An 18,817-nucleotide genomic window follows, 5' to 3' on the forward strand; every position below is an offset into this window, starting at 1 on the left:
TTCCTACCTCAGCTTGTCGGGTGCCCGCGCCCCCTGTCAGTGCATTACGTCACGAAATGGACAGGTCTTTTGGCCGGTGTCCCGTCGCCGATTCGGCCGTGACCTGCGAGAACACGCCTGCCCGGAGAGGCAGGTCACATCCTGGGGGAGATTCGGTCACGGCTCGGGCGCGGATGTTTGCGCCGTGACGCAACGGTATTCACCGTGCACCGGGCGGTGACGAAGGGCCCCGCGGCGAGGCGGTGACCGTACCGGAAGGGGGCCCGGGAACGGAAACGGGGACCCGGCCGAAACCGAGCCCCCCTCCCGTATGTCTTTCGGCCTCGGCTCAGCTCAGCCGCTCGATCACCATCGCCATGCCCTGGCCGCCGCCCACGCACATGGTCTCCAGACCGAACTGCTTGTCGTGGAACTGGAGGCTGTTGATCAGGGTGGTGGTGATCCGGGCGCCGGTCATGCCGAAGGGGTGGCCGACGGCGATGGCGCCGCCGTTGACGTTCACCTTCTCCAGCGGGATGTCCAGGTCCCGGTAGGACGGGATGACCTGCGCGGCGAACGCCTCGTTGATCTCGACCAGGTCGATGTCGCCGACGGTGAGCCCGGCGCGGGACAGCGCCTGCTTGCTGGCCTCGACCGGGCCGTAGCCCATGATCTCGGGGGAGAGGCCGGAGACACCGGTGGACACGATCCGGGCCAGCGGGGTCAGGCCCAGCTCGCGCGCCTTGGTGTCGGACATGATCACCAGCGCGGCGGCGCCGTCGTTGAGCGGGCAGCAGTTGCCCGCGGTGACCAGGCCGTCGGGGCGGAAGACCGGCTTGAGGCCCGAGACGCCCTCCAGGGTGACGCCCGCCCGGGGGCCGTCGTCCTTGGCCACCACGGTGCCGTCCGGGGTGGTGACCGGGGTGATCTCGCGCTCCCAGAAGCCGTTCTTGATGGCCTCCTCGGCGAGGTTCTGGGACCGCACGCCGAACTCGTCCATGTCCTGGCGGGTAATCCCCTTGAGCCGGGCCAGGTTCTCCGCGGTCTGGCCCATCGCGATGTACGCGTCGGGCAGCAGGCCGTCCTCGCGCGGGTCGTGCCAGTCGGTGCCCTCCTGCTCGGCGCGGGCCGCGGTACGGGCCTCGGCCTCGGCGAAGACCGGGTTGTGGGTGTCCGGCAGGCTGTCGGAGTTGCCCTTGGCGAACCGGGACACCGTCTCGACGCCGGCCGAGATGAAGACATCGCCCTCGCCCGCCTTGATGGCGTGCAGCGCCATCCGGGAGGTCTGCAGCGAGGAGGAGCAATAGCGGGTGACCGTACAGCCCGGCAGGTGGTCCATCCCCATCTGCACGGCGATGATCCGGCCCAGGTTGTTGCCCTGCTCGCCGCCGGGCAGACCGCAGCCGAGCATCAGGTCGTCGATCTCGCGCGGGTCGAGCTCGGGCACCTTGGCGAGCGCGGCCTGGATGATCGTGGCGGTCAGGTCGTCCGGCCGCACGTCCTTCAGGGAGCCCTTGAAGGCCCGGCCGATCGGGGAACGGGCGGCTGAGACGATCACGGCTTCGGGCATCACGGCTCCATGAGGGCGAGGAGGGCAGGACTGAGAGGGAAGTTACCCGTACGTATCACTCGGGGTCATCCGGACGGGTGTGTGATGCGGACCGCATTTCTAAGCGCCCGCTCAGTTCGGTGGGACTGCAGGACCGATACCCGCCGCGGGGCACGGGGACACCAGGGGCGGCTCGGGGTGGCCGCCGGGCTCCAGGGCGGCCGGGCCTGGGTCCGGACTCCTGGGGCGGATGCCCGGGGCGATCCCCGGGGCCCAGGCCTCCGCCCGCCCTTCCGGCGGCCCGGGCCGCCCCCCCCGTCACCGTCGTCGGGCGTCGTCCCGCAGCGGCGCAGGGGCCGGGGCTTCCGGGGCTGACCCCCGTTCCGGCGCGGGCGGGGCGGGCAGCCGCCGCCGGCGGCGGTGCTTGAGCAGGGCCCAGGGGGCGCGGGCGCCGGTGACCTCGGTGCCCGCCTCGTCGGCCGCCTCCGCCGCGGCCTGGGCGACCGGCAGCATGCCCTCGCGCCGGTCCGCGTCCAGCCGCTCGGCCTCCGGCCAGACCCCCAGCGCGGCGCACACCGTCGGCAGCACCGCCATCGCCGCGGTCGCGTACCCCTCGGCCGAGGGGTGGTAGTTGTCCGCCCCGAACATCTCCCGCGGGTTGGCGGCGAACTCCGGGCCCAGCAGATCGCCCAGCGACACCGTCCGGCCGCCCTGCTCCACCACCACGATGGTCTGCGCCGCCGCCAGCTGCCGCGACACCCGCCGGGCCAGCCAGCGCAGCGGCTGGTACACCGGCTCGATGGTGCCGAGATCCGGGCACGTGCCCACCACCACCTCCGCGCCCGCCGTGCGGAGCCGCCGCACCGCCGCCGCCAGATGGCGCACCGACTCGGTCGGCGGCATCCGATGGGTCACGTCATTGGCGCCGATCATGATCACGCACACGTCCGGCAACCGCCCCGGATCGGCCAGCGCCAGCGTCACCTGGCGGTCCAGATCGTCCGAGCGGGCGCCCGGCAGGGCCAGATTGCGCATCTCCACCGGGCGTTCCGCGACCGCCGCCAGCCCCGAGGCCAGCAGCGAACCGGGCGTCTGGCCGGCCCGGCGCACCCCCTGCCCCGCCGCGGTGGAATCACCCAGCAGGGCGAGCCGCACCGGTGCCACCGGGAAGGTCGGCGAGCCGTACCCCGCCCCGTACAGCCCGTCCCCGCGCGGTGGGATCGGGGCCGTGCCCCCGCCCACCGAGCGCTTCGCCAGCTGCATCTCGGCCACCAGGACGCCGACCGCGGCGGCGCCCAGCAGTCCGATGCCCCCGCCCCCGTAGGCCGCGCCCGCCGCGATCCGCCGTGCCACCCTCGCCCTCGACATAGGCGCAGCCACCTCCTCGTGTCCGTACACCAGGTAACTGCCCCGTAACCGTGTCCGACTACGCATACGCTGGACTGACCATTACGGAGATCCCGGAGACTTACGGTGCGATTCCACGATTCGATGATCAGCCTCGTCGGCAACACCCCGCTGGTGCGGCTCAACAGCGTGACCAAGGGCCTCAAGGCCACCGTCCTGGCCAAGGTGGAGTACTTCAACCCGGGCGGTTCGGTGAAGGACCGCATCGCCGTACGCATGATCGAGGCGGCCGAGCAGAGCGGCGCGCTCCAGCCCGGCGGCACCATCGTCGAGCCCACCTCCGGCAACACCGGTGTCGGTCTCGCCATCGTGGCCCAGCAGAAGGGCTACAAGTGCGTCTTCGTCTGCCCGGACAAGGTGTCCACCGACAAGATCAACGTGCTGCGGGCGTACGGCGCCGAGGTCGTGGTCTGCCCCACCGCGGTCGACCCGGAGCACCCGGACTCGTACTACAACGTCTCCGACCGGCTGGTCCGTGAGATCCCCGGTGCCTGGAAGCCGGACCAGTACTCGAACCCGAACAACCCCCGTTCGCACTACGAGACCACCGGTCCGGAGCTGTGGGAGCAGACCGACGGGAAGATCACCCACTTCGTCGCGGGCGTTGGCACCGGCGGCACCATCAGCGGCACCGGCCGCTATCTGAAGGAGATCAGCGGCGGGAAGGTGCGCGTGGTCGGCGCCGACCCGGAGGGCTCGGTCTACTCCGGCGGCTCCGGCCGCCCCTACCTGGTCGAGGGCGTCGGCGAGGACTTCTGGCCCTCCGCCTACGACGCCAAGGTGACGGACGAGATCGTCGCCGTCTCCGACAAGGACTCCTTCCAGATGACCCGCCGCCTCGCCAAGGAGGAGGGCCTGCTGGTCGGCGGCTCCTGCGGGATGGCGGTCGTCGGCGCGCTGAAGGTCGCCGAGGGCCTCGGCGAGGACGACGTGGTCGTGGTGCTGCTGCCGGACAGCGGCAAGGGCTACCTCTCCAAGATCTTCAACGACGAGTGGATGGCCGACTACGGCTTCCTGGAGGAGGCCGGTACCTCCGCCGCCGTCGGCGACGTGCTCCGCGACAAGGAGGGGGCCATCCCCACCCTGGTCCATATGCACCCGGACGAGACGGTCGGCCAGGCCATCGACGTGCTGCGCGAGTACGGCGTCTCCCAGATGCCCATCGTCAAGCCGGGCGCGGGCCACCCGGACGTGATGGCCGCCGAGGTCGTCGGCTCGGTGGTCGAGCGCGAGCTGCTGGACGCGCTGTTCACCCAGCGCGCCTCGCTGGACGACCCGCTGGAGAAGCACATGAGCAAGCCGCTGCCCCAGGTCGGCTCGGGCGAGCCGGTCAGCGACCTGATGGCCGTCCTCGGCACCGCCGACGCCGCCATCGTCCTGGTCGAGGGCAAGCCCACCGGCGTCGTCAGCCGCCAGGACCTGCTCGCCTTCCTGGCCCGCACGGCGAAGTAGCCCCTTCCGGCGGAGTGGGACCCTTCCGGCGGAGCCGCAGCCCGCGGGCGTCCTTGACCCGGCGTCAGGATCGCGGTGCGGGCATGTCGCCGAAACGGTACGCACCCGTCATACGGCGGCAGCACCGCCTTAACACGTGGGCGTCATCGTTGGATGTGTCGGCGCCAGGGCTTCCGGAGCGGCTCCCGGATCACCCAGCGCGCCGCGGACGCGGAGACCGGCCCTGACCCGGGCCCGTGTCCCCCGCGAGGACCGCCGTCGTCCCGCCCCCCGGTCACGGGGGTGCGGCGGTCCTCGCCATACCTCCGGGGCCGCCCGCCATCGCGCGGGCGGCCCCGACCCATGTCCGGAGGCGGCGTCCGGGGGTGGTTCAGGCGTCCAGGGGGTGCTCGCGGGCCTCGCGGCGGCGACGTATCGGCCCGTCGCGCAGGGTCTGCGCGACGTTGACGCCGACGATCCCGGCCCAGACGGTCATCAGCCCACCCAGACCGGCCGCACCGGCACCGATGCCGGAGAGCGGGATGGCCAGCACCAGGGAGACCACGGCGAAGCCGAAGCGCTCGCCGAAGCCGGTGAGCGCGGGCTCGGCGGAGCGGCTGCCGCGGACCGCGCCTATCTGCTGCTCGGCCACCTCGCGGCGGACCCGGCGGTCCACCGTGGCCTCCATCCGCTGGTCGAGCTTCTCCAGGAACGATTCGATCAGCGCCTGCTCGTACTCCGCACCCAGGTCGCGGCGGGCGCTCAGGGTGGCGTCGAGCTCCTTGGCGAGCTCGTGATCGGGAGCTTTCATGCTCGCTACGGTACGGAGTGCGCGGGGCCGGGTCATTGGGGCTAACCCCCCTCTTCGCCCACCGGATGGCCCCCGGGCGGCGACGGGTGGCTTGCGGGGCGGCGCTCTGCATAATGTCATGCAGGATTATGAGTGCTTGAATAGAACGAGGGGGACGGTCATGAGCGACAGCCCGGCCGCGCGGCTCCAGGCGCTCTTCGAGGGCCACCGGCTGACGCCCACGCAGCGCCGGATCGCGCACTGGATGGTGCGCCGCGCCGCCGAGGTGCCGTACCTCTCCAGCGTGGAGATGGCCGAACTGGCCGGGGTCAGCCAGCCGTCCGTCACCCGCTTCGCGGTGGCGCTCGGCTTCGACGGTTACCCCGCGCTCCGCCGGCATCTGCGCGAGGTCGCCCCGGGGGAGCAGCCCGCCACCGGGGACGGGGAGCAGGGGCTCAACGAGTACCAGCAGGCCGTGCAGGCGGAGATCGAGAACCTGCGCCACCTCAGCACGCTGCTGGCCGACCCGGCCCCGGTCGAGCGGGCCGGACGGCTGCTGGCCTCCTCCCGGCCGCTGCCCGTACTGGGACTGCGGGCCGCCTCCTCGCAGGCCCGCGGCTTCGCCTACTTCGCCGCCAAGGTGCACCCCGACGTCCGGCTGCTGGACGAGGGCGGCACCATGCTCACCGACCGGATCGACGCGGCGGTACGGGCCGGGGCCGGGGTGCTGCTCTGCTTCGCGCTGCCCCGCCACCCGCGTGAGGTGGTGGACGCCCTGGCGTACGCCCGGGAGGCCGGGCTGACCGTGGTCACGGTGGCCGACTCCGCGTTCGCCCCGGTCGCCCGCCACAGCGACCTGCTGATCCCCGCGGCCGTCGGCACCGGGCTCGCCTTCGACACCGCCTGCGCGCCGATGCTGCTGGGGCGGGTGCTGCTGGAGGCCATGTGCGACGGGCTGCCGGACGCGCAGGCGCGGCTGGAGGAGTTCGACGCGGCGGCGGCCTCCCGCGGCCTCTTCGCCGAGTAGCGGAGTAGGGGAGTAGGGGAGGAGTAGGGGCCGGGCGCGTGTCCGCCCGGCTCTCAGGAGACCTTCAGAACCGGCCGCTAGCCTGCCGCCCGGCGAGCCGGGGTGGATCAAGGGAGGCGTGCATGGCGCGGACGGGACAGACGCTGGTGCGGGTGGCCGTGGTGGTGCGGGCCGGGGCGGCGCCACTGTGGTGGACGGGGCTGGCCGCGGCCGCCGTGGGCGCGCTGGTCCCGGGGCTGACCGGGCGGCGGATCGGGCTGCTCGCCGGGGCGGCCCTCTTCCTGGTCACCGCGGCGGCCGTCGCCCTTGCCCGGCGCGGTGCGTATGCGCGGCCGGCCGGGGCGGCGGTCCGGGCGGGGCGCGGCGATGTGCTCCAGGACCGGGCCCGTACGGTACGGGACCGGCGGCGGGCCCTGCGCTGGTGGCTGCTCGCCGGGTTCCTGGCGGCGGTGGGCTCGTCGTTCGCGCTGCCCGGCGCCGGAGGGCTGTGGCTCGCGGGCGCCGGGGCCGGGCTGTGGCTGAAGGCCGCCTGGCTCGGCGGACGGGAACGGGCCGCCGACCGGCTGTTGTGGCTGCCGGCCGGGGCGGTCGGCCGAGCCGTGACCGGCGGCGGCCCGACCGGGCGCGCGGTGGGCGGCTACCGCTTCACCGGTATCGCCGCCGGAGACGCCGCCCCGGGCGGGTCCCGCCGCCGCTGAGGACGTCCGGGCGCGGATGCGTTGCGGCCGAGCCGCCGGGGCCGCCCGGTACCGCGTACGCCCGCCGGGCACGTACACCTGCCGGCCCCGGCCCCGGCCCCGTGTCACGTACGCGCGCCGAGCCCGCCGCGGCCGTGCCGCGTACGCCTGCCGGGCTGAGGCCCGTGCCCGGTACCGCGTACACCTGCGGGCCCCGGCCCCGTACAACGTGCGTCCGCCGGGCTCGGCCCGTACCGCTTCCGCCTCCGCTTCCGCTTCCGCTTCCGCCGCCGTGTGCCGGCGGGTCGTCAGATCTCCAGCGAGGCCTCGATCTTGCGGAGCTGGTGGCGGGCCATCGCCAGGTTGGCGCGGCTCTTGTCCAGGGCCAGATAGAGGAACAGCCCGTTCGAGCCGCGGCTCCTGAGCAGGCGGATCAGGTGGTACTGGCTGCCCAGGGTGATCAGGATGTCCTCGATCTCCTCGTTCAGGCCCAGCATCTCCATGGTGCGCACCTTGGCGCGGACCACGTCGGTGTTGCCCGCGGCGGCCACGTTGAGGTCGAGGTCCTTGCCGCCGCCGACGGTGCCCAGCGCCATGCCGCTGGTGTAGTCGACGAGGGCCGCGCCGATGGCGCCGTCGATGATGGTGGTGGCTTCCTTGAGGGCGGTCTCGGTGTTGGCCATGGCGTCTCACGCTTCCTTCGGGTGATGGGTCGGGAGGGGCGGTACGGCGGGCGCCGCCGCGGGCGGCCGTACGGGCAGGGGGCCGGACTTCGCCGGGGCGGTCGCGGGGGTCCGCGGTTCGGGTCGGCGCTGCGGGCGGGGGTCGGGGCGGCGTTCCAGGGCCTCGTCGACCAGGGCGCCGATCCGGGCACTTGAACGCCGGGCCTCCAGATGGAGGCGGCCCACGTTGATCCGGGGCTCGGCGAGCAGGGTGAGGACGGCCGAGCCGCCCGCCGCGTAGGTGGCGACGTACCCGTGCTCGCCCTGGACCAGCAGTTCCCGGAAGCCGCCCTGTCCGGTGGCGTCGGTGAGCCGCTGGGCGACGCCGAGCGCCGTCGCGGTGAGCGCGGCGACATGCTCGGCGCCCTCGGCGTCGGCCGCGTCCCGGGCCAGGACCAGCCCGTCGGCGCTGGCCGCGAGCGCCCCGGTGAGCTGCGGGACTCTGGCCCGCAGCCTTCTGAGCTCGCCGAGCACCTCGGCTTCGGCCGTCATCAGCAGTCTCCTCTCGGCGCGCTGTCGCAGAGCGCGCCTCATGAGCGCGTAGGGCGCGTACGGGTCGTCACAGGTGTGCCTCCAGTGCGTCGCGGAGCCGGCGGAGCAGAGCGGTGTCCGGGTCGGCGGCGATGTCGGCGACCCACGCCGGAACGGTGGGCGGGACCTGTGCGGGTGCCGCGGCCGGCTCGTACGGGGTGGCGACCAGCCCGGCCGCGGCCAGCCGGCGGATGTCCAGCAGGGTGTGGAAGGCGGGGCGGCCGAGCTCGCGGGCGAGCCGCGCGGGGGTGCGCCGGCCGTCGGCGCGGGCCAGCAGGGCGCGCTGGCGGGGGGTGACCGTCTGGCCGGGGGAGGGGGTGCGCGGCACGACCGGCGCGGAGTCGACCGCCGGGTAGGGCCAGACGGCTTCCAGCAGTTCGCGCCGTCGCAGGGTCTCGCGCTGGACGTCGGCGGCGGGGACCGGGCGCACCTGGCCCATCCAGTGCCCGACGCCGCCGCGGAAGCGGGTCGGGCCGCCGCCGGGGGTGAGGACGAAGTAGGCCGCGTCGAAGAGGGCGGCCAGATGGCATATCTCCAGCTCACCGCCGGATATTCGCCCGCTGTCGACCAGGAAGCGGCCCACCTCGCGGCGGGCGCCGGCCCGGTCGACGGCCTCCTGCCAGCCGGCCCGGGGCAGTCGGCCCCCGGCGGTGAGCAGCACGTCCACACCGGGTGCCGCGGGGCTCTCGGCGTGCACCACCCGCCCGTCCACCAGATAGAGGGTGCCGTGGTCGCGGATGAGGGCGCCGGTGGCGCGGTCCTCGGCGAGCCGCAGCAGCATCGGGGAGACCACGGGGGCGGCGGCGTGCGCGCTCATATCAGTACCAGCCGTTCGGCGAGTTCGCGCAGCCGCAACCGGGCGAGGGCCAGGTTGCCGGTGCGGCGGTCCAGCCAGAGGTGGAGGAAGACGCTGCTGTCGAACGTCGTGCCGACGAACCGCAGCACGTGGTAGCCGGTCCGGGTGGTGACGATGACGTCCTCGACGGGCGGTTCCCGCAGGTCGTCGGCCGGTCCGGCCGATGCTGCGGGGACGGGGACGGGGGGCGGTACGGGTAAGGGGGCCGGGCGGGGCACGGGCGCCGGGGCGGCGGCGGCCGAGGGGCCCGGCGGCAGCGCGGGCGGGCCGTTCGCCCCCGGGGCGAAGGACTCGTACTCGGCGGCCGCGCGGGCCAGTTCGGCGGTCTCGGCGGCGGTCGTCTCGTGGTCGCCCACCGGGGACTCGCCCGCCGTGCCGAGCGCCAGCCCGCTGGTCCAGTCGACGAGCGCGGCACCGCGGGCACCTGGCAGGCTCATCGCTTCGCGCAGGCACTCGTCGATTCCGGGCACGCCGGTTCCCCTCCCAGTTCCCAGTTCCCCGTCACGCAAGAAGCAGCAGTGACGAGGAGGTTACGCAAAGTCCCGCTCGTGGGAAGGGAGTTCTGGCAAATTCCACGGGAACGTGCCCGGACCGATGTACGGTCGACGGTTGCCGGACATCGAGCGGCGCTTTCGCGCCACCCGACGGCCCGGGTGTGCGGGTCGCTACTGGCGTGGCGCGGGCGAGGCGGGCGTGTCCTCACCCCGTGCCCGGAGCACCAGCTTGTTCACCGCCCAGAGCACCACCCCGAGCGCCACCAGCACGGCGGCCCGGATGTAGACGTCGGAGGAGCGGTCGGCCAGCGGGCTGGCCAGCACCAGGGCGCTGATGGCGCCGAGCACCGGCAGGATCGTCGGCGTACGGAAGTGGTGGTGCTCGACCCGGTCCTTGCGCAGCACCAGCACGGCGACGTTGACCACCGCGAAGACGCAGAGCAGGAGGAAGGAGGTGGTGTCGCCGAGGCCCTCGATCTCCCCGGTGGACACCAGGCCGATCGCCAGCAGCGAGACGAAGACGATGCCGACGACCGGGGTGCGGCGGCGGGGGAGCACCTTGCCCATGGCGCGCGGCAGGATCCGCTCGTTGGCCATGCCGTAGCAGAGCCGGGAGGCCATCATGATGTTGATCAGCGCGGAGTTGGTGACCGCGAACAGGGCGATCAGCGCGAAGAGCTTGGGCGGGAAGTCCAGCCCGCCGGCCTTCACCACTTCCAGCAGCGGGCCGCTGGAGCCCTCCAGGACCCGGTAGTCCACCAGGAGCGAGGAGATCAGGGCCACCAGGACGTAGATGGTGCCGGTGACGCCGACGCCGATGAAGATGGCGCGGGGGAAGGTGCGGGCCGGGTCCTGGGTCTCCTCGGCCATGTTGACCGAGTCCTCGAAGCCGACGAAGGCGAAGAAACCGAGCGCGGTGGCGCCCAGCACGCTGGTGAGCAGGGCGTATCCGGTGCCGGTGGCCTGGAAGTCGCCGAGCCGGGAGGGCTCGCCCTCGCCGGAGAGCACCGCGTAGGCGCCGATGACCAGGATGATCGTCAGACCGGTCAGCTCGACCAGGGTGAGCACCACGTTGGCCTTCACCGACTCCGAGACGCCCCGCAGGTTCAGCGCGGCGAGCGCCAGGATGAAGAGGACCGCGATCAGCGTCGGCGGCACCGCGTCGGTGAACTCGCCCAGGTAGTCCCCGCTGAACGCCCGGGCGGCGGCACTGGCCGAGGACAGTCCCGAGCACATGACCATGAACGCGATGATGAAGGTCAGGAAGGGGACCTCGAACGCCTTCTGGGTGTAGAGGGCGGCCCCGGCGGCCTTCGGGTACTTGCCGACCAGCTCGACATACGAGGCCGCCGTCAGCAGCGCGACCGCGAAGCCGATCGCGAACGGCAGCCAGAGCGCGCCCCCGACCTTGCCCGCCACGCTTCCCGTGGTGGCGTAGATGCCGGTGCCGAGGATGTCACCGATGACGAAGAGGATCAGCAGCTTCGGCCCGATGGCTCTCTTGAGGGCCGGCTCGCCGCCGTCGACGGGCTCTGCGGTAGTGGACATGGATGCTTACTGCCCGGCGGGGTACGGCTGATTCCCGCGAGGCCGGCGATTACCGCCGGGGGTGCGGCGAACGGAGGGGGGCCGGGACCGCCCCGGTGGGTGCCCGCGCGGGGGCGGGCCGACTGGGGCGGCCCGGCCGACGCGGCTGCCCGGGCCCCGGCGGTGCGGCGCTCTCCCTACACTCACGCGCATGACGCAGCAGACCTACTCGATCACCGAGGCCCGCGAGCGGCTCGACGAGCTCGTCCATGAGGTCGGTGCGACCGGGGAACCGGTCGGCATCACGGAGCACGGGCAGCTCGTCGCGGTGCTGGTCGGCCCGGCGGACGCCCTCGAACTCCAGGAGGCACGGGCGCTGGCCGCGTACCGGGCCCGCCAGGCCCGGGGCGAGGACGCCGGGGTGCCGGCGGAGGAGGCGTACCGCCGGGTGTTCGGCGACGGCGCCTGACGTACGGGGGCGGGGGCCTGCCCTCCCCGTACGTCGGGCCCCCCGGCCCCGCGTACGCCCCGGCCCCGCGTACACCCCGGCCCCGCGTACACCCCGGCCCCGCGTACGCCCCGGCCGCTCGCCTCCCGAAGAGGCGCCCCCGCCCCGCGTACGGGACGGGGCTCGGTCCCGCGTACGGTCCGGTCACCCGAGCCCCGGCGGCCTTCCCCCCCCCGTCACCCCAGCAGGGCGTCCCGGTGGGCGCCGCCTGACTCGGCGACGATCTCGGCAAGCTGCTGGGGTGGGCGGGCGGGGGTGAAGTGGACGGTGCCGTCGGGGGACTCGGTGTGGCCGTAGACGCCGGGGCGGGGGAGCGAGTTGTAGGCGTAGTGGGCGGTGAAGTAGTAGGCGCCGGTGTCCAGGGCGGCGATCACGTCCCCGGGTTCGAGGAGGGGGAGGGGGCGTTCGACGGCGAGCAGGTCGCCGGCGAAGCAGGCGGGGCCGGCCACGTCCTGGTCGGTGAGGGGGCCGTCCTTGGGGCGGCCCTCGGCGTCGTACGTGGCGATCCGCAGCGGCCAGGAGTCCGGGTCGTAGACCGTACGGGTGGCGACCTGGACGCCGGCGTGGGTGACCGCGATGGGACGGGCGCCGGAGGTCTTGGTGTACTCGACGCGGGCGAGCAGGGTGCCGTGCTTGGCCAGCAGCGACCGCCCGAACTCGGTGACCAGCCCGTACCGCCCGTCGAACAGTCCGGGCACCTCGGCGGCCAGCAGCCGGGCGTACTCGGCGAAGGTGGGGGTGTGCTCGTCGGAGGCGAAGTTCACCGGCAGCCCGCCGCCGATGTCGAGGGTGTCCACCTGGCGGCGCCCGTGTGCGCGGAGGGTGGCCTCGTTGATCTCCTCGGCCAGCTCGTAGGCCTCCCGGATCCCGGTGGCGAGCAGGGAGAGCGGGATGCCCTGGGAGCCGGTGTGGGTGTGCAGCCGGGTCAGCCAGGGGCGGTCCAGGAAGGCGCGGACGACCTCGTCGCGGGCGCCCTGGTCGCGCAGGGCGATGCCGAACTTGGACGTGGGGGTCGCGGTGGACAGCGCGTCGATGGTGCCGCCGCCGATCTGCGGGTTGACGCGGAGGCCGAGGGGGGAGGCCGTCGGCGACCGGCTCAGCAGGGTGTCGAGGCGGCTCAGTTCCTGCGGGTTGTCGGCGTTGACGGCGACTCCGAGGGCGACCGCCTCGGTCAGCTCGGCGGGGGTCTTGGCGGGGGAGTCCAGCACGATCCGCTCGGGCGGCACCCCGGCGGCGCGGGTCAGGGCCAGCTCCCCGGGGCTGGCCACCTCCGCGCCCAGCCCCTCCTGGGAGAGCAGCCGCAGCACCGGCACCAGCGGCCCGGCCTTGACGGCGAAGGCGTGCAGCACCGGGGCGTCGGTGACGGCGGCGAAGGCGGCGCGCAGTTCGGCGGCGGAGGCGCGGACGCCCTCGGTGTCGAGGAGGGCGGCGACGGGGTGGTCCTGGGACAGCAGCCGCTGGTCGACGGCGGCTCGTACGGCTCGGTCGCGGCGGTCGGAAGCCATGGCCCCCAGCCAATCATCCGAACGGGCGACGAGGCGAACGGGGGAACGGCCGACGGCCATGAGGCCGACGGGCGCCGCCGCCCCGTTGACTGGAAGTATTCATCGGGTCAGTATGTGAATAACCAGCTCTGCATAGCGTCTGTCGCCGAGGAGGCATCCCATGTCAGGACCCCGCCCCGTCCGGGCCCCGCGCGGTACGGAACTGACCGCCCTCGGCTGGCAGCAGGAGGCCGCCCTGCGGATGCTCCAGAACAACCTGGACCCGGAGGTCGCCGAGCACCCCGACAAGCTGGTCGTCTACGGCGGCACCGGCAAGGCCGCCCGCGACTGGCGCTCCTTCGACGCCATGGTCCGCACCCTGCGCACCCTCAAGCAGGACGAGACCATGCTGGTCCAGTCCGGCCGCCCGGTCGGCGTGATGCAGACCCACGAGTGGGCGCCGCGTGTGCTGATCGCCAACTCCAACCTGGTCGGCGACTGGGCGAACTGGGAGGAGTTCCGCCGCCTGGAGCAGCTCGGCCTGACCATGTACGGGCAGATGACCGCCGGGTCCTGGATCTACATCGGCACCCAGGGCATCCTCCAGGGCACCTACGAGACCTTCGCCGCCGTCGCGGCCAAGAAGTTCGGCGGGACGCTGGCCGGGACCATCACGCTGACCGCCGGGCTCGGCGGCATGGGCGGGGCCCAGCCGCTGGCCGTCACCATGAACGACGGCGTCGCCCTCTGTATCGACTGCGACCCGCGCGCCATCGAGCGCCGGATCGAGCACCGCTACCTCGATGTGAAGGCCGACTCGCTGGAGCACGCCCTCACCCTGGCCACCGAGGCCCGCGACGCCCGCCGCCCGCTCTCCATCGGCGTCCTCGGCAACGCCGCCGAGCTGCTGCCGCGGCTGCTCGCCATGGGCGCGCCCATCGACATCGTCACCGACCAGACCTCCGCCCACGACCCGCTCGCCTACCTCCCGCTCGGCGTCGACTTCGACGACATGGCCTCCTACGCCGCCGACAAGCCGGCCGACTTCACCCAGCGGGCCCGGGAGTCGATGGCCCGCCATGTGGAGGCCATGGTCGGCTTCCAGGACGCCGGGGCCGAGGTCTTCGACTACGGCAACTCCATCCGGGGCGAGGCCAAGCTCGCCGGCTACGAGCGGGCCTTCGACTTCCCCGGCTTCGTCCCCGCCTACATCCGGCCGCTGTTCTGCGAGGGCAAGGGCCCCTTCCGCTGGGCCGCGCTCTCCGGCGACCCCAAGGACATCGCCGCCACCGACAAGGCGATGCTCGACCTCTTCCCGGAGAACGAGTCGCTGCGCCGCTGGATCACCATGGCCGGTGAGCGGGTCCACTTCCAGGGCCTGCCCGCCCGGATCTGCTGGCTCGGCTACGGCGAGCGCGACCGGGCCGGCGAGCGGTTCAACGACATGGTCGCCTCCGGTGAGCTCCAGGCCCCGCTGGCCATCGGCCGGGACCACCTCGACTGCGGCTCCGTCGCCTCCCCGTACCGGGAGACCGAGGCCATGCTCGACGGCTCCGACGCCATCGCCGACTGGCCGCTGCTCAACGCCATGGTCAACGTCGCCTCTGGTGCCTCCTGGGTCTCCCTGCACCACGGCGGCGGGGTCGGCATGGGCCGCTCCATCCACGCCGGGCAGGTCACCGTCGCCGACGGCACCCCGCTGGCCGGCGAGAAGATCCGCCGGGTGCTCACCAACGACCCCGGGATGGGCGTCATCCGGCACGTGGACGCCGGGTACGACATCGCCGAGGACGTGGCCGCCGAGCGCGGCGTCCGCGTCCCGATGCGGGAAGATGGCACGCGGGAAGACGGCACGGCGGAGTCCTCGGGCGACAGCGGTCAGCAGGGCGCGGCCTCGTGAGCGGCGGACCGGACCGTGGGCGCCCCTCGGCGAGCGGTGCCGACAGCTTCTCCCGGATGTGGGCCGAGCTGGCCCCCATCGGCCGCCACCCGGGCACCGGCGGCTACCGCCGCTACGCCTGGACCGGGGCCGACGCCGACTGCCGTACCTGGTTCCAGGAGCAGGCCGAGGCGCGCGGGCTGACCTATGAGACCGACCGCAACGGCAACCAGTGGGCCTGGCTCGGCGACCCCCTCGGTTCGGACGCCGTGGTCACCGGCTCCCATCTGGACTCCGTCCCCGACGGCGGCGCCTTCGACGGGCCGCTCGGGGTGGTGTCCTCCTTCGCCGCGCTGGACGAACTCCGGCACCGGGGCGCGCGGTTCACCCGGCCGCTGGCCATCGCCAACTTCGGTGACGAGGAGGGCGCCCGCTTCGGGCTGGCCTGCGTCGGCTCCCGGCTGGCCGCCGGGCAGCTCACCCGCGAGGCCGCGCACAGGCTGCGCGACGGCGAGGGGGTGAGCCTGCCCCAGGCCATGGAGAACGCCGGATACGACCCGGACGCCATCGGCCCCGACCCCGAACGGCTCGCCCGTATCGGCGCGTTCGTCGAGCTCCATGTCGAGCAGGGGCGCGCCCTGGACCTCACCGGCCACCCGGTGGGCCTGGCCTCCGCCATCTGGCCGCACGGCCGCTGGCGGTACGACTTCGCCGGTGAGGGCAACCACGCGGGCACCACCCGGCTCGCCGACCGGCGCGACCCGATGCTGCCGTACGCCGAGACCGTGCTCGCCGCCCGCCGGGAGGCCGAACTCGCCGGTGCCGTCGCCACCTTCGGCAAGGTCGCCGTCGAACCCAACGGCGTCAACGCCATCCCCTCCCTGGTGCGCGGCTGGCTGGACTCCCGCGCCGCCGACCAGTCCGCCCTGGACACCGTGGTCGCCGCCGTGGAGGCCGCCGCCCGGGAGGCCGCCGACCGCCAGGGCGTGGACCTCACCGTGGTCCGCGAGTCCTTCACCCCGGTCGTGGAGTTCGGCCACGCGCTCCGCGACGAGCTGGCGAAGCTCCTCGGCGGGGAGCTGCCCGTCCTCGGCACCGGCGCCGGACACGACGCGGGCATCCTGTCCGCCTCCGTGCCCACCGCCATGCTGTTCGTGCGCAACCCCACCGGGGTCTCGCACTCCCCGGCCGAGCACGCCGGTGAGGACGACTGCCAGGCCGGGGTGCGCGCGCTGGCCGACGTACTGGAAGGACTGGCCTGCCGGTGACCACCACCTACTGGGCGGAGCACGCCTGGCTCGACCCCGTGGTCGAACCGGGCGTCGCCCTCGACGTGACCGGCGGGCGGATCACCGCCGTCCGCACCGGCACCCCCACCCCGCCGCCCGGCGCCGTGGTGCTGCGCGGGCTGACCATCCCCGGCCTCGCCAACGCCCACAGCCACGCCTTCCACCGGGCGCTGCGCTCCACCGTCCAGGTCGGCAGCGGCACCTTCTGGACCTGGCGCGAGGTGATGTACCAGGTCGCCGCCCAGCTCACCCCGGACACCTACTTCGCCCTGGCCCGCGCCGTCTACACCGAGATGGCGCTGGCCGGGATCACGAGCGTGGGGGAGTTCCACTATCTCCACCACGCGCCCGGCGGCCGCCCCTACGCCGACCCCAACGCCATGGGCGAGGCGCTGATCGCCGCCGCCGGCGAGGCCGGGATCCGGATCACCCTGCTCGACACCGCCTATCTCTCGGCCGGCTTCGGCGAACGCCCCACCACCCACCAGCTCCGCTTCTCCGACGGCACCGCCGACGCCTGGGCCGAGCGCGCCGACGGGCTGAAGGACCGCGAGGGCGTCCGGATCGGCGCGGCGATCCACTCGGTGCGGGCCGTGCCCGCCGAGCAGCTCGCCACCGTCGCCGACTGGGCCGCCCGGCGGCAGGCCCCGCTGCATGTCCACCTCTCCGAGCAGACCGGCGAGAACGCGGCCTGCCAGGCCGCCCACGGCCGCACCCCCACCCGGCTGCTCGCCGACCACGGGGTGCTCGGCCCGCGCACCACCGGCGTCCACAACACCCATCTCACCGACGAGGACATCCGGCTCCTCGGCTCCTCGGCCACCGGCACCTGTATGTGCCCCACCACCGAACGCGACCTCGCCGACGGCATCGGCCCCGCCACCGCCCTCCAGCGGGCGGGCTCCCCGCTCTCCCTGGGCAGCGACAGCCACGCCGTGATCGACCTGCTGGAGGAGGCCCGGGCGATGGAGCTGGACGAGCGGCTGCGCACCCGCACCCGCGGCCACTGGACCGCCGCCGCGCTGCTGCGCGCCGCCACCACCGACGGGCACGCCGCGCTCGGCTGGCCCGAGGCGGGCCGGCTGGAGCCCGGGGCGCTCGCGGACTTCGCCGTGATCGCCCTGGACACCGTCAGGACAGCGGGACCGCCACCGCGCCTGGCAGCGGAGACGGCGGTATTCGCCGGGTCCGCGGCGGATGTGCGCCATACCGTCGTAGGCGGCCGGCAGGTCGTACGGGACGGAGTCCACCGGCAGGTGCCGGACGCGGCCCGGGCCCTGTCGGACGCCATCGCCGCCCTGCACTGAGACCCCCCGCACCGAGGCCCGAGGAGACCTTCCGCACCATGAGCAGCACCGGCCCCGAGACCACGAACAGCGCCCCGGCGAGCTCCGCCCCCGCCACGGCGAACAGCGCCGTCGCGGCCACCGCCACCGTGATCACCAACATCGCCAACCTGGTCACCAACGACCCCTCCCTCGGTGACTCGTCCCCCCTCGGCCTGATCCAGGACGCGGCCGTCGTCATCGACGGCGACCGCATCGCCTGGGTCGGTGAATCAAGCAAAGCACCCGCCACTGACAACCGGGTCGACGCCGCCGGCCGGGCCGTCATCCCCGGCTTCGTGGACTCCCACTCGCACCTGGTCTTCGCCGGGGACCGCACCGCCGAGTTCTCCGCCCGGATGTCCGGGCAGCCCTACGCCGCCGGCGGCATCCGCACCACCGTCGCCGCCACCCGCGCCGCCACCGACGAGGCCCTGGAGGCCAACGTCGTCCGCTATCTGCGCGAGGCCCTGCACCAGGGCACCACCGTCTTCGAGACCAAGTCCGGCTACGGGCTGACCGTCGAGGACGAGGCCCGCGCCCTGCGGATCGCCGCCCGCCACACCGACGAGACCACCTTCCTCGGCGCCCACGTCGTCTCCCCCGACTACGCCGACGACCCGGCCGGCTATGTCGAGCTGGTCACCGGCCCGATGCTGGACGCCTGCGCCCCGCACGCCCGCTGGATCGACGTCTTCTGCGAGCGGGGCGCCTTCGACGGCGACCAGGCCCGCGCCATCCTCACCGCCGGCCGGGCCCGCGGACTGCACCCCCGGGTGCACGCCAACCAGCTCTCCCACGGCCCCGGGGTGCAGCTCGCCGTCGAGCTGGACGCGGCCTCCGCCGACCACTGCACCCACCTCACCGACGCCGACGTGGACGCCCTCGCCCACTCGCGGACGGTGGCCACCCTGCTGCCCGGCGCCGAGTTCTCCACCCGCGCCGAGTGGCCGGACGCCCGCCGCCTGCTGGACGCCGGCGCCACCGTCGCGCTGTCCACCGACTGCAACCCGGGCTCCTCCTTCACCTCCGCCATGCCCTTCTGCGTCGCGCTCGCCGTGCGCGACATGGGGATGACCCCCGACGAGGCCCTCTGGTCCGCCACCGCCGGCGGCGCCCGCGCGCTGCGCCGCACCGACGTCGGCCGGCTCACCCCCGGCGCCCGCGCCGACCTCGCCCTGCTGGACGCCCCCTCCCACGTCCACCTGGCCTACCGCCCCGGCGTCCCCCTGGTCAGCGCCGTCTGGCAGCGCGGCGAGCGGGTGCGCTAGCCCTGCCGGTCGTACGCACTCCAGGTCGTACGCAAACCGCCGATCGGCCCGCCTCCCGTACATGTACACGG

General features: G+C 74.0%; 17 protein-coding genes. 8 read left to right on the top strand and 9 right to left on the bottom strand.

Annotated features, from left to right (window positions below; genetic code table 11):
* Window positions 1-328: 328 nt before the first annotated feature.
* Both M1O15_RS25620 and M1O15_RS25625 read right to left on the bottom strand, forming a co-directional pair.
* Window positions 329-1,549, bottom strand: a complete 1,221-nt coding sequence (locus tag M1O15_RS25620; RefSeq protein ID WP_248636539.1) for an acetyl-CoA C-acetyltransferase — start codon at window positions 1,547-1,549, stop codon at window positions 329-331.
* A 297-nt stretch (window positions 1,550-1,846) separates the two neighbouring features.
* A complete protein-coding gene (locus tag M1O15_RS25625; protein WP_248636540.1) occupies window positions 1,847-2,896 on the bottom strand; it encodes an SGNH/GDSL hydrolase family protein in 1,050 nt (349 codons plus the stop codon).
* A 105-nt stretch (window positions 2,897-3,001) separates the two neighbouring features.
* Between M1O15_RS25625 and M1O15_RS25630 the strand changes: the two genes are divergently transcribed.
* Window positions 3,002-4,387, top strand: a complete 1,386-nt coding sequence (locus tag M1O15_RS25630) for a cystathionine beta-synthase (RefSeq protein WP_248636541.1) — start codon at window positions 3,002-3,004, stop codon at window positions 4,385-4,387.
* A gap of 370 nt (window positions 4,388-4,757) precedes the next feature.
* On the opposite strand, the gene M1O15_RS25635 is transcribed toward M1O15_RS25630, so the two are convergent.
* Window positions 4,758-5,177 carry a hypothetical protein gene (locus tag M1O15_RS25635; protein WP_248636542.1) on the bottom strand — a complete coding sequence of 140 codons (420 nt, stop codon included), beginning with the start codon at window positions 5,175-5,177 and terminating at the stop codon, window positions 4,758-4,760.
* A gap of 160 nt (window positions 5,178-5,337) precedes the next feature.
* On the opposite strand from M1O15_RS25635, the gene M1O15_RS25640 reads away from it, so the two are divergent.
* Together M1O15_RS25640 and M1O15_RS25645 are read left to right on the top strand one after the other, a co-directional pair.
* Window positions 5,338-6,183, top strand: a complete 846-nt coding sequence (locus tag M1O15_RS25640; protein ID WP_248636543.1) for a MurR/RpiR family transcriptional regulator — start codon at window positions 5,338-5,340, stop codon at window positions 6,181-6,183.
* Window positions 6,184-6,305: 122 nt separating this feature from the next.
* Window positions 6,306-6,881, top strand: coding sequence for a hypothetical protein (locus tag M1O15_RS25645; RefSeq protein ID WP_248636544.1), 576 nt, complete (start codon window positions 6,306-6,308; stop codon window positions 6,879-6,881).
* Window positions 6,882-7,168: 287 nt separating this feature from the next.
* Here M1O15_RS25645 and M1O15_RS25650 read toward each other — a convergent pair whose 3' ends face one another.
* The 5 genes from M1O15_RS25650 to M1O15_RS25670 all read right to left on the bottom strand — a co-directional run bounded on the left by M1O15_RS25650 (window position 7,169) and on the right by M1O15_RS25670 (window position 11,011).
* Window positions 7,169-7,543 carry a hypothetical protein gene (locus M1O15_RS25650; protein WP_248636545.1) on the bottom strand — a complete coding sequence of 125 codons (375 nt, stop codon included), beginning with the start codon at window positions 7,541-7,543 and terminating at the stop codon, window positions 7,169-7,171.
* A gap of 6 nt (window positions 7,544-7,549) precedes the next feature.
* Window positions 7,550-8,074: a roadblock/LC7 domain-containing protein gene (locus tag M1O15_RS25655; RefSeq protein ID WP_248636546.1), complete on the bottom strand. Its 525-nt coding sequence runs from the start codon at window positions 8,072-8,074 to the stop codon at window positions 7,550-7,552.
* 67 nt (window positions 8,075-8,141) lie between these two features.
* On the bottom strand, window positions 8,142-8,930 hold the full coding sequence (locus M1O15_RS25660; protein WP_248636547.1) for a transcriptional regulator: 789 nt from the start codon (window positions 8,928-8,930) through the stop codon (window positions 8,142-8,144).
* Window positions 8,927-9,439, bottom strand: coding sequence for a hypothetical protein (locus M1O15_RS25665; protein ID WP_248636548.1), 513 nt, complete (start codon window positions 9,437-9,439; stop codon window positions 8,927-8,929). The genes M1O15_RS25660 and M1O15_RS25665 overlap by 4 nt, the downstream gene beginning before the upstream one ends.
* A gap of 195 nt (window positions 9,440-9,634) precedes the next feature.
* Window positions 9,635-11,011: an APC family permease gene (locus tag M1O15_RS25670; protein ID WP_248636549.1), complete on the bottom strand. Its 1,377-nt coding sequence runs from the start codon at window positions 11,009-11,011 to the stop codon at window positions 9,635-9,637.
* A 190-nt stretch (window positions 11,012-11,201) separates the two neighbouring features.
* Between M1O15_RS25670 and M1O15_RS25675 the strand changes: the two genes are divergently transcribed.
* Complete coding sequence (locus tag M1O15_RS25675; protein ID WP_248636550.1) at window positions 11,202-11,459, top strand: type II toxin-antitoxin system Phd/YefM family antitoxin; 258 nt, start codon at window positions 11,202-11,204, stop codon at window positions 11,457-11,459.
* 215 nt (window positions 11,460-11,674) lie between these two features.
* Here M1O15_RS25675 and M1O15_RS25680 read toward each other — a convergent pair whose 3' ends face one another.
* The gene (locus M1O15_RS25680; protein ID WP_248636551.1) at window positions 11,675-13,003 is read right to left on the bottom strand and encodes a type III PLP-dependent enzyme domain-containing protein; all 1,329 of its coding nucleotides are present in this window, start codon (window positions 13,001-13,003) and stop codon (window positions 11,675-11,677) included.
* Window positions 13,004-13,163: 160 nt separating this feature from the next.
* Here M1O15_RS25680 and hutU point away from each other — a divergent pair, with 160 nt between their 5' ends.
* Genes hutU through hutI form a run of 4 tightly spaced genes read left to right on the top strand, consistent with a single transcriptional unit; the run spans window position 13,164 to window position 18,746 of the window.
* Window positions 13,164-14,882, top strand: a complete 1,719-nt coding sequence (gene hutU / locus M1O15_RS25685; RefSeq protein WP_248636552.1) for a urocanate hydratase — start codon at window positions 13,164-13,166, stop codon at window positions 14,880-14,882.
* 56 nt (window positions 14,883-14,938) lie between these two features.
* A complete protein-coding gene (locus M1O15_RS25690) occupies window positions 14,939-16,129 on the top strand; it encodes an allantoate amidohydrolase (RefSeq protein ID WP_248636592.1) in 1,191 nt (396 codons plus the stop codon).
* Entirely contained in the window at window positions 16,120-17,457 is a 1,338-nt protein-coding gene (locus M1O15_RS25695) for a formimidoylglutamate deiminase (protein ID WP_248636593.1), read from the top strand. Before M1O15_RS25690 ends, M1O15_RS25695 begins: the two co-directional genes overlap by 10 nt.
* A gap of 38 nt (window positions 17,458-17,495) precedes the next feature.
* Window positions 17,496-18,746 (top strand): imidazolonepropionase, encoded by a 1,251-nt coding sequence (gene hutI / locus M1O15_RS25700; RefSeq protein WP_248636553.1) that lies wholly within the window; start codon window positions 17,496-17,498, stop codon window positions 18,744-18,746.
* The last annotated feature ends 71 nt before the right edge of the window (window positions 18,747-18,817 follow it).

The organism is Streptomyces lichenis (assembly GCF_023218175.1).
Lineage (GTDB): Bacteria > Actinomycetota > Actinomycetes > Streptomycetales > Streptomycetaceae > Streptomyces > Streptomyces lichenis.

Coding starts and splice junctions, on each gene's coding strand:
- M1O15_RS25620 (WP_248636539.1), bottom strand. CDS start 1,549: ATGCCCGAAGCCGTGATCGTCTCAGCCGCCCGTTCCCCGATCGGCCGG.
- M1O15_RS25625 (WP_248636540.1), bottom strand. CDS start 2,896: ATGTCGAGGGCGAGGGTGGCACGGCGGATCGCGGCGGGCGCGGCCTAC.
- M1O15_RS25635 (WP_248636542.1), bottom strand. CDS start 5,177: ATGAAAGCTCCCGATCACGAGCTCGCCAAGGAGCTCGACGCCACCCTG.
- M1O15_RS25640 (WP_248636543.1), top strand. CDS start 5,338: ATGAGCGACAGCCCGGCCGCGCGGCTCCAGGCGCTCTTCGAGGGCCAC.
- M1O15_RS25645 (WP_248636544.1), top strand. CDS start 6,306: ATGGCGCGGACGGGACAGACGCTGGTGCGGGTGGCCGTGGTGGTGCGG.
- M1O15_RS25650 (WP_248636545.1), bottom strand. CDS start 7,543: ATGGCCAACACCGAGACCGCCCTCAAGGAAGCCACCACCATCATCGAC.
- M1O15_RS25655 (WP_248636546.1), bottom strand. CDS start 8,074: ATGACGGCCGAAGCCGAGGTGCTCGGCGAGCTCAGAAGGCTGCGGGCC.
- M1O15_RS25660 (WP_248636547.1), bottom strand. CDS start 8,930: ATGAGCGCGCACGCCGCCGCCCCCGTGGTCTCCCCGATGCTGCTGCGG.
- M1O15_RS25670 (WP_248636549.1), bottom strand. CDS start 11,011: ATGTCCACTACCGCAGAGCCCGTCGACGGCGGCGAGCCGGCCCTCAAG.
- M1O15_RS25675 (WP_248636550.1), top strand. CDS start 11,202: ATGACGCAGCAGACCTACTCGATCACCGAGGCCCGCGAGCGGCTCGAC.
- M1O15_RS25680 (WP_248636551.1), bottom strand. CDS start 13,003: ATGGCTTCCGACCGCCGCGACCGAGCCGTACGAGCCGCCGTCGACCAG.
- hutU (WP_248636552.1), top strand. CDS start 13,164: ATGTCAGGACCCCGCCCCGTCCGGGCCCCGCGCGGTACGGAACTGACC.
- M1O15_RS25690 (WP_248636592.1), top strand. CDS start 14,939: ATGTGGGCCGAGCTGGCCCCCATCGGCCGCCACCCGGGCACCGGCGGC.
- hutI (WP_248636553.1), top strand. CDS start 17,496: ATGAGCAGCACCGGCCCCGAGACCACGAACAGCGCCCCGGCGAGCTCC.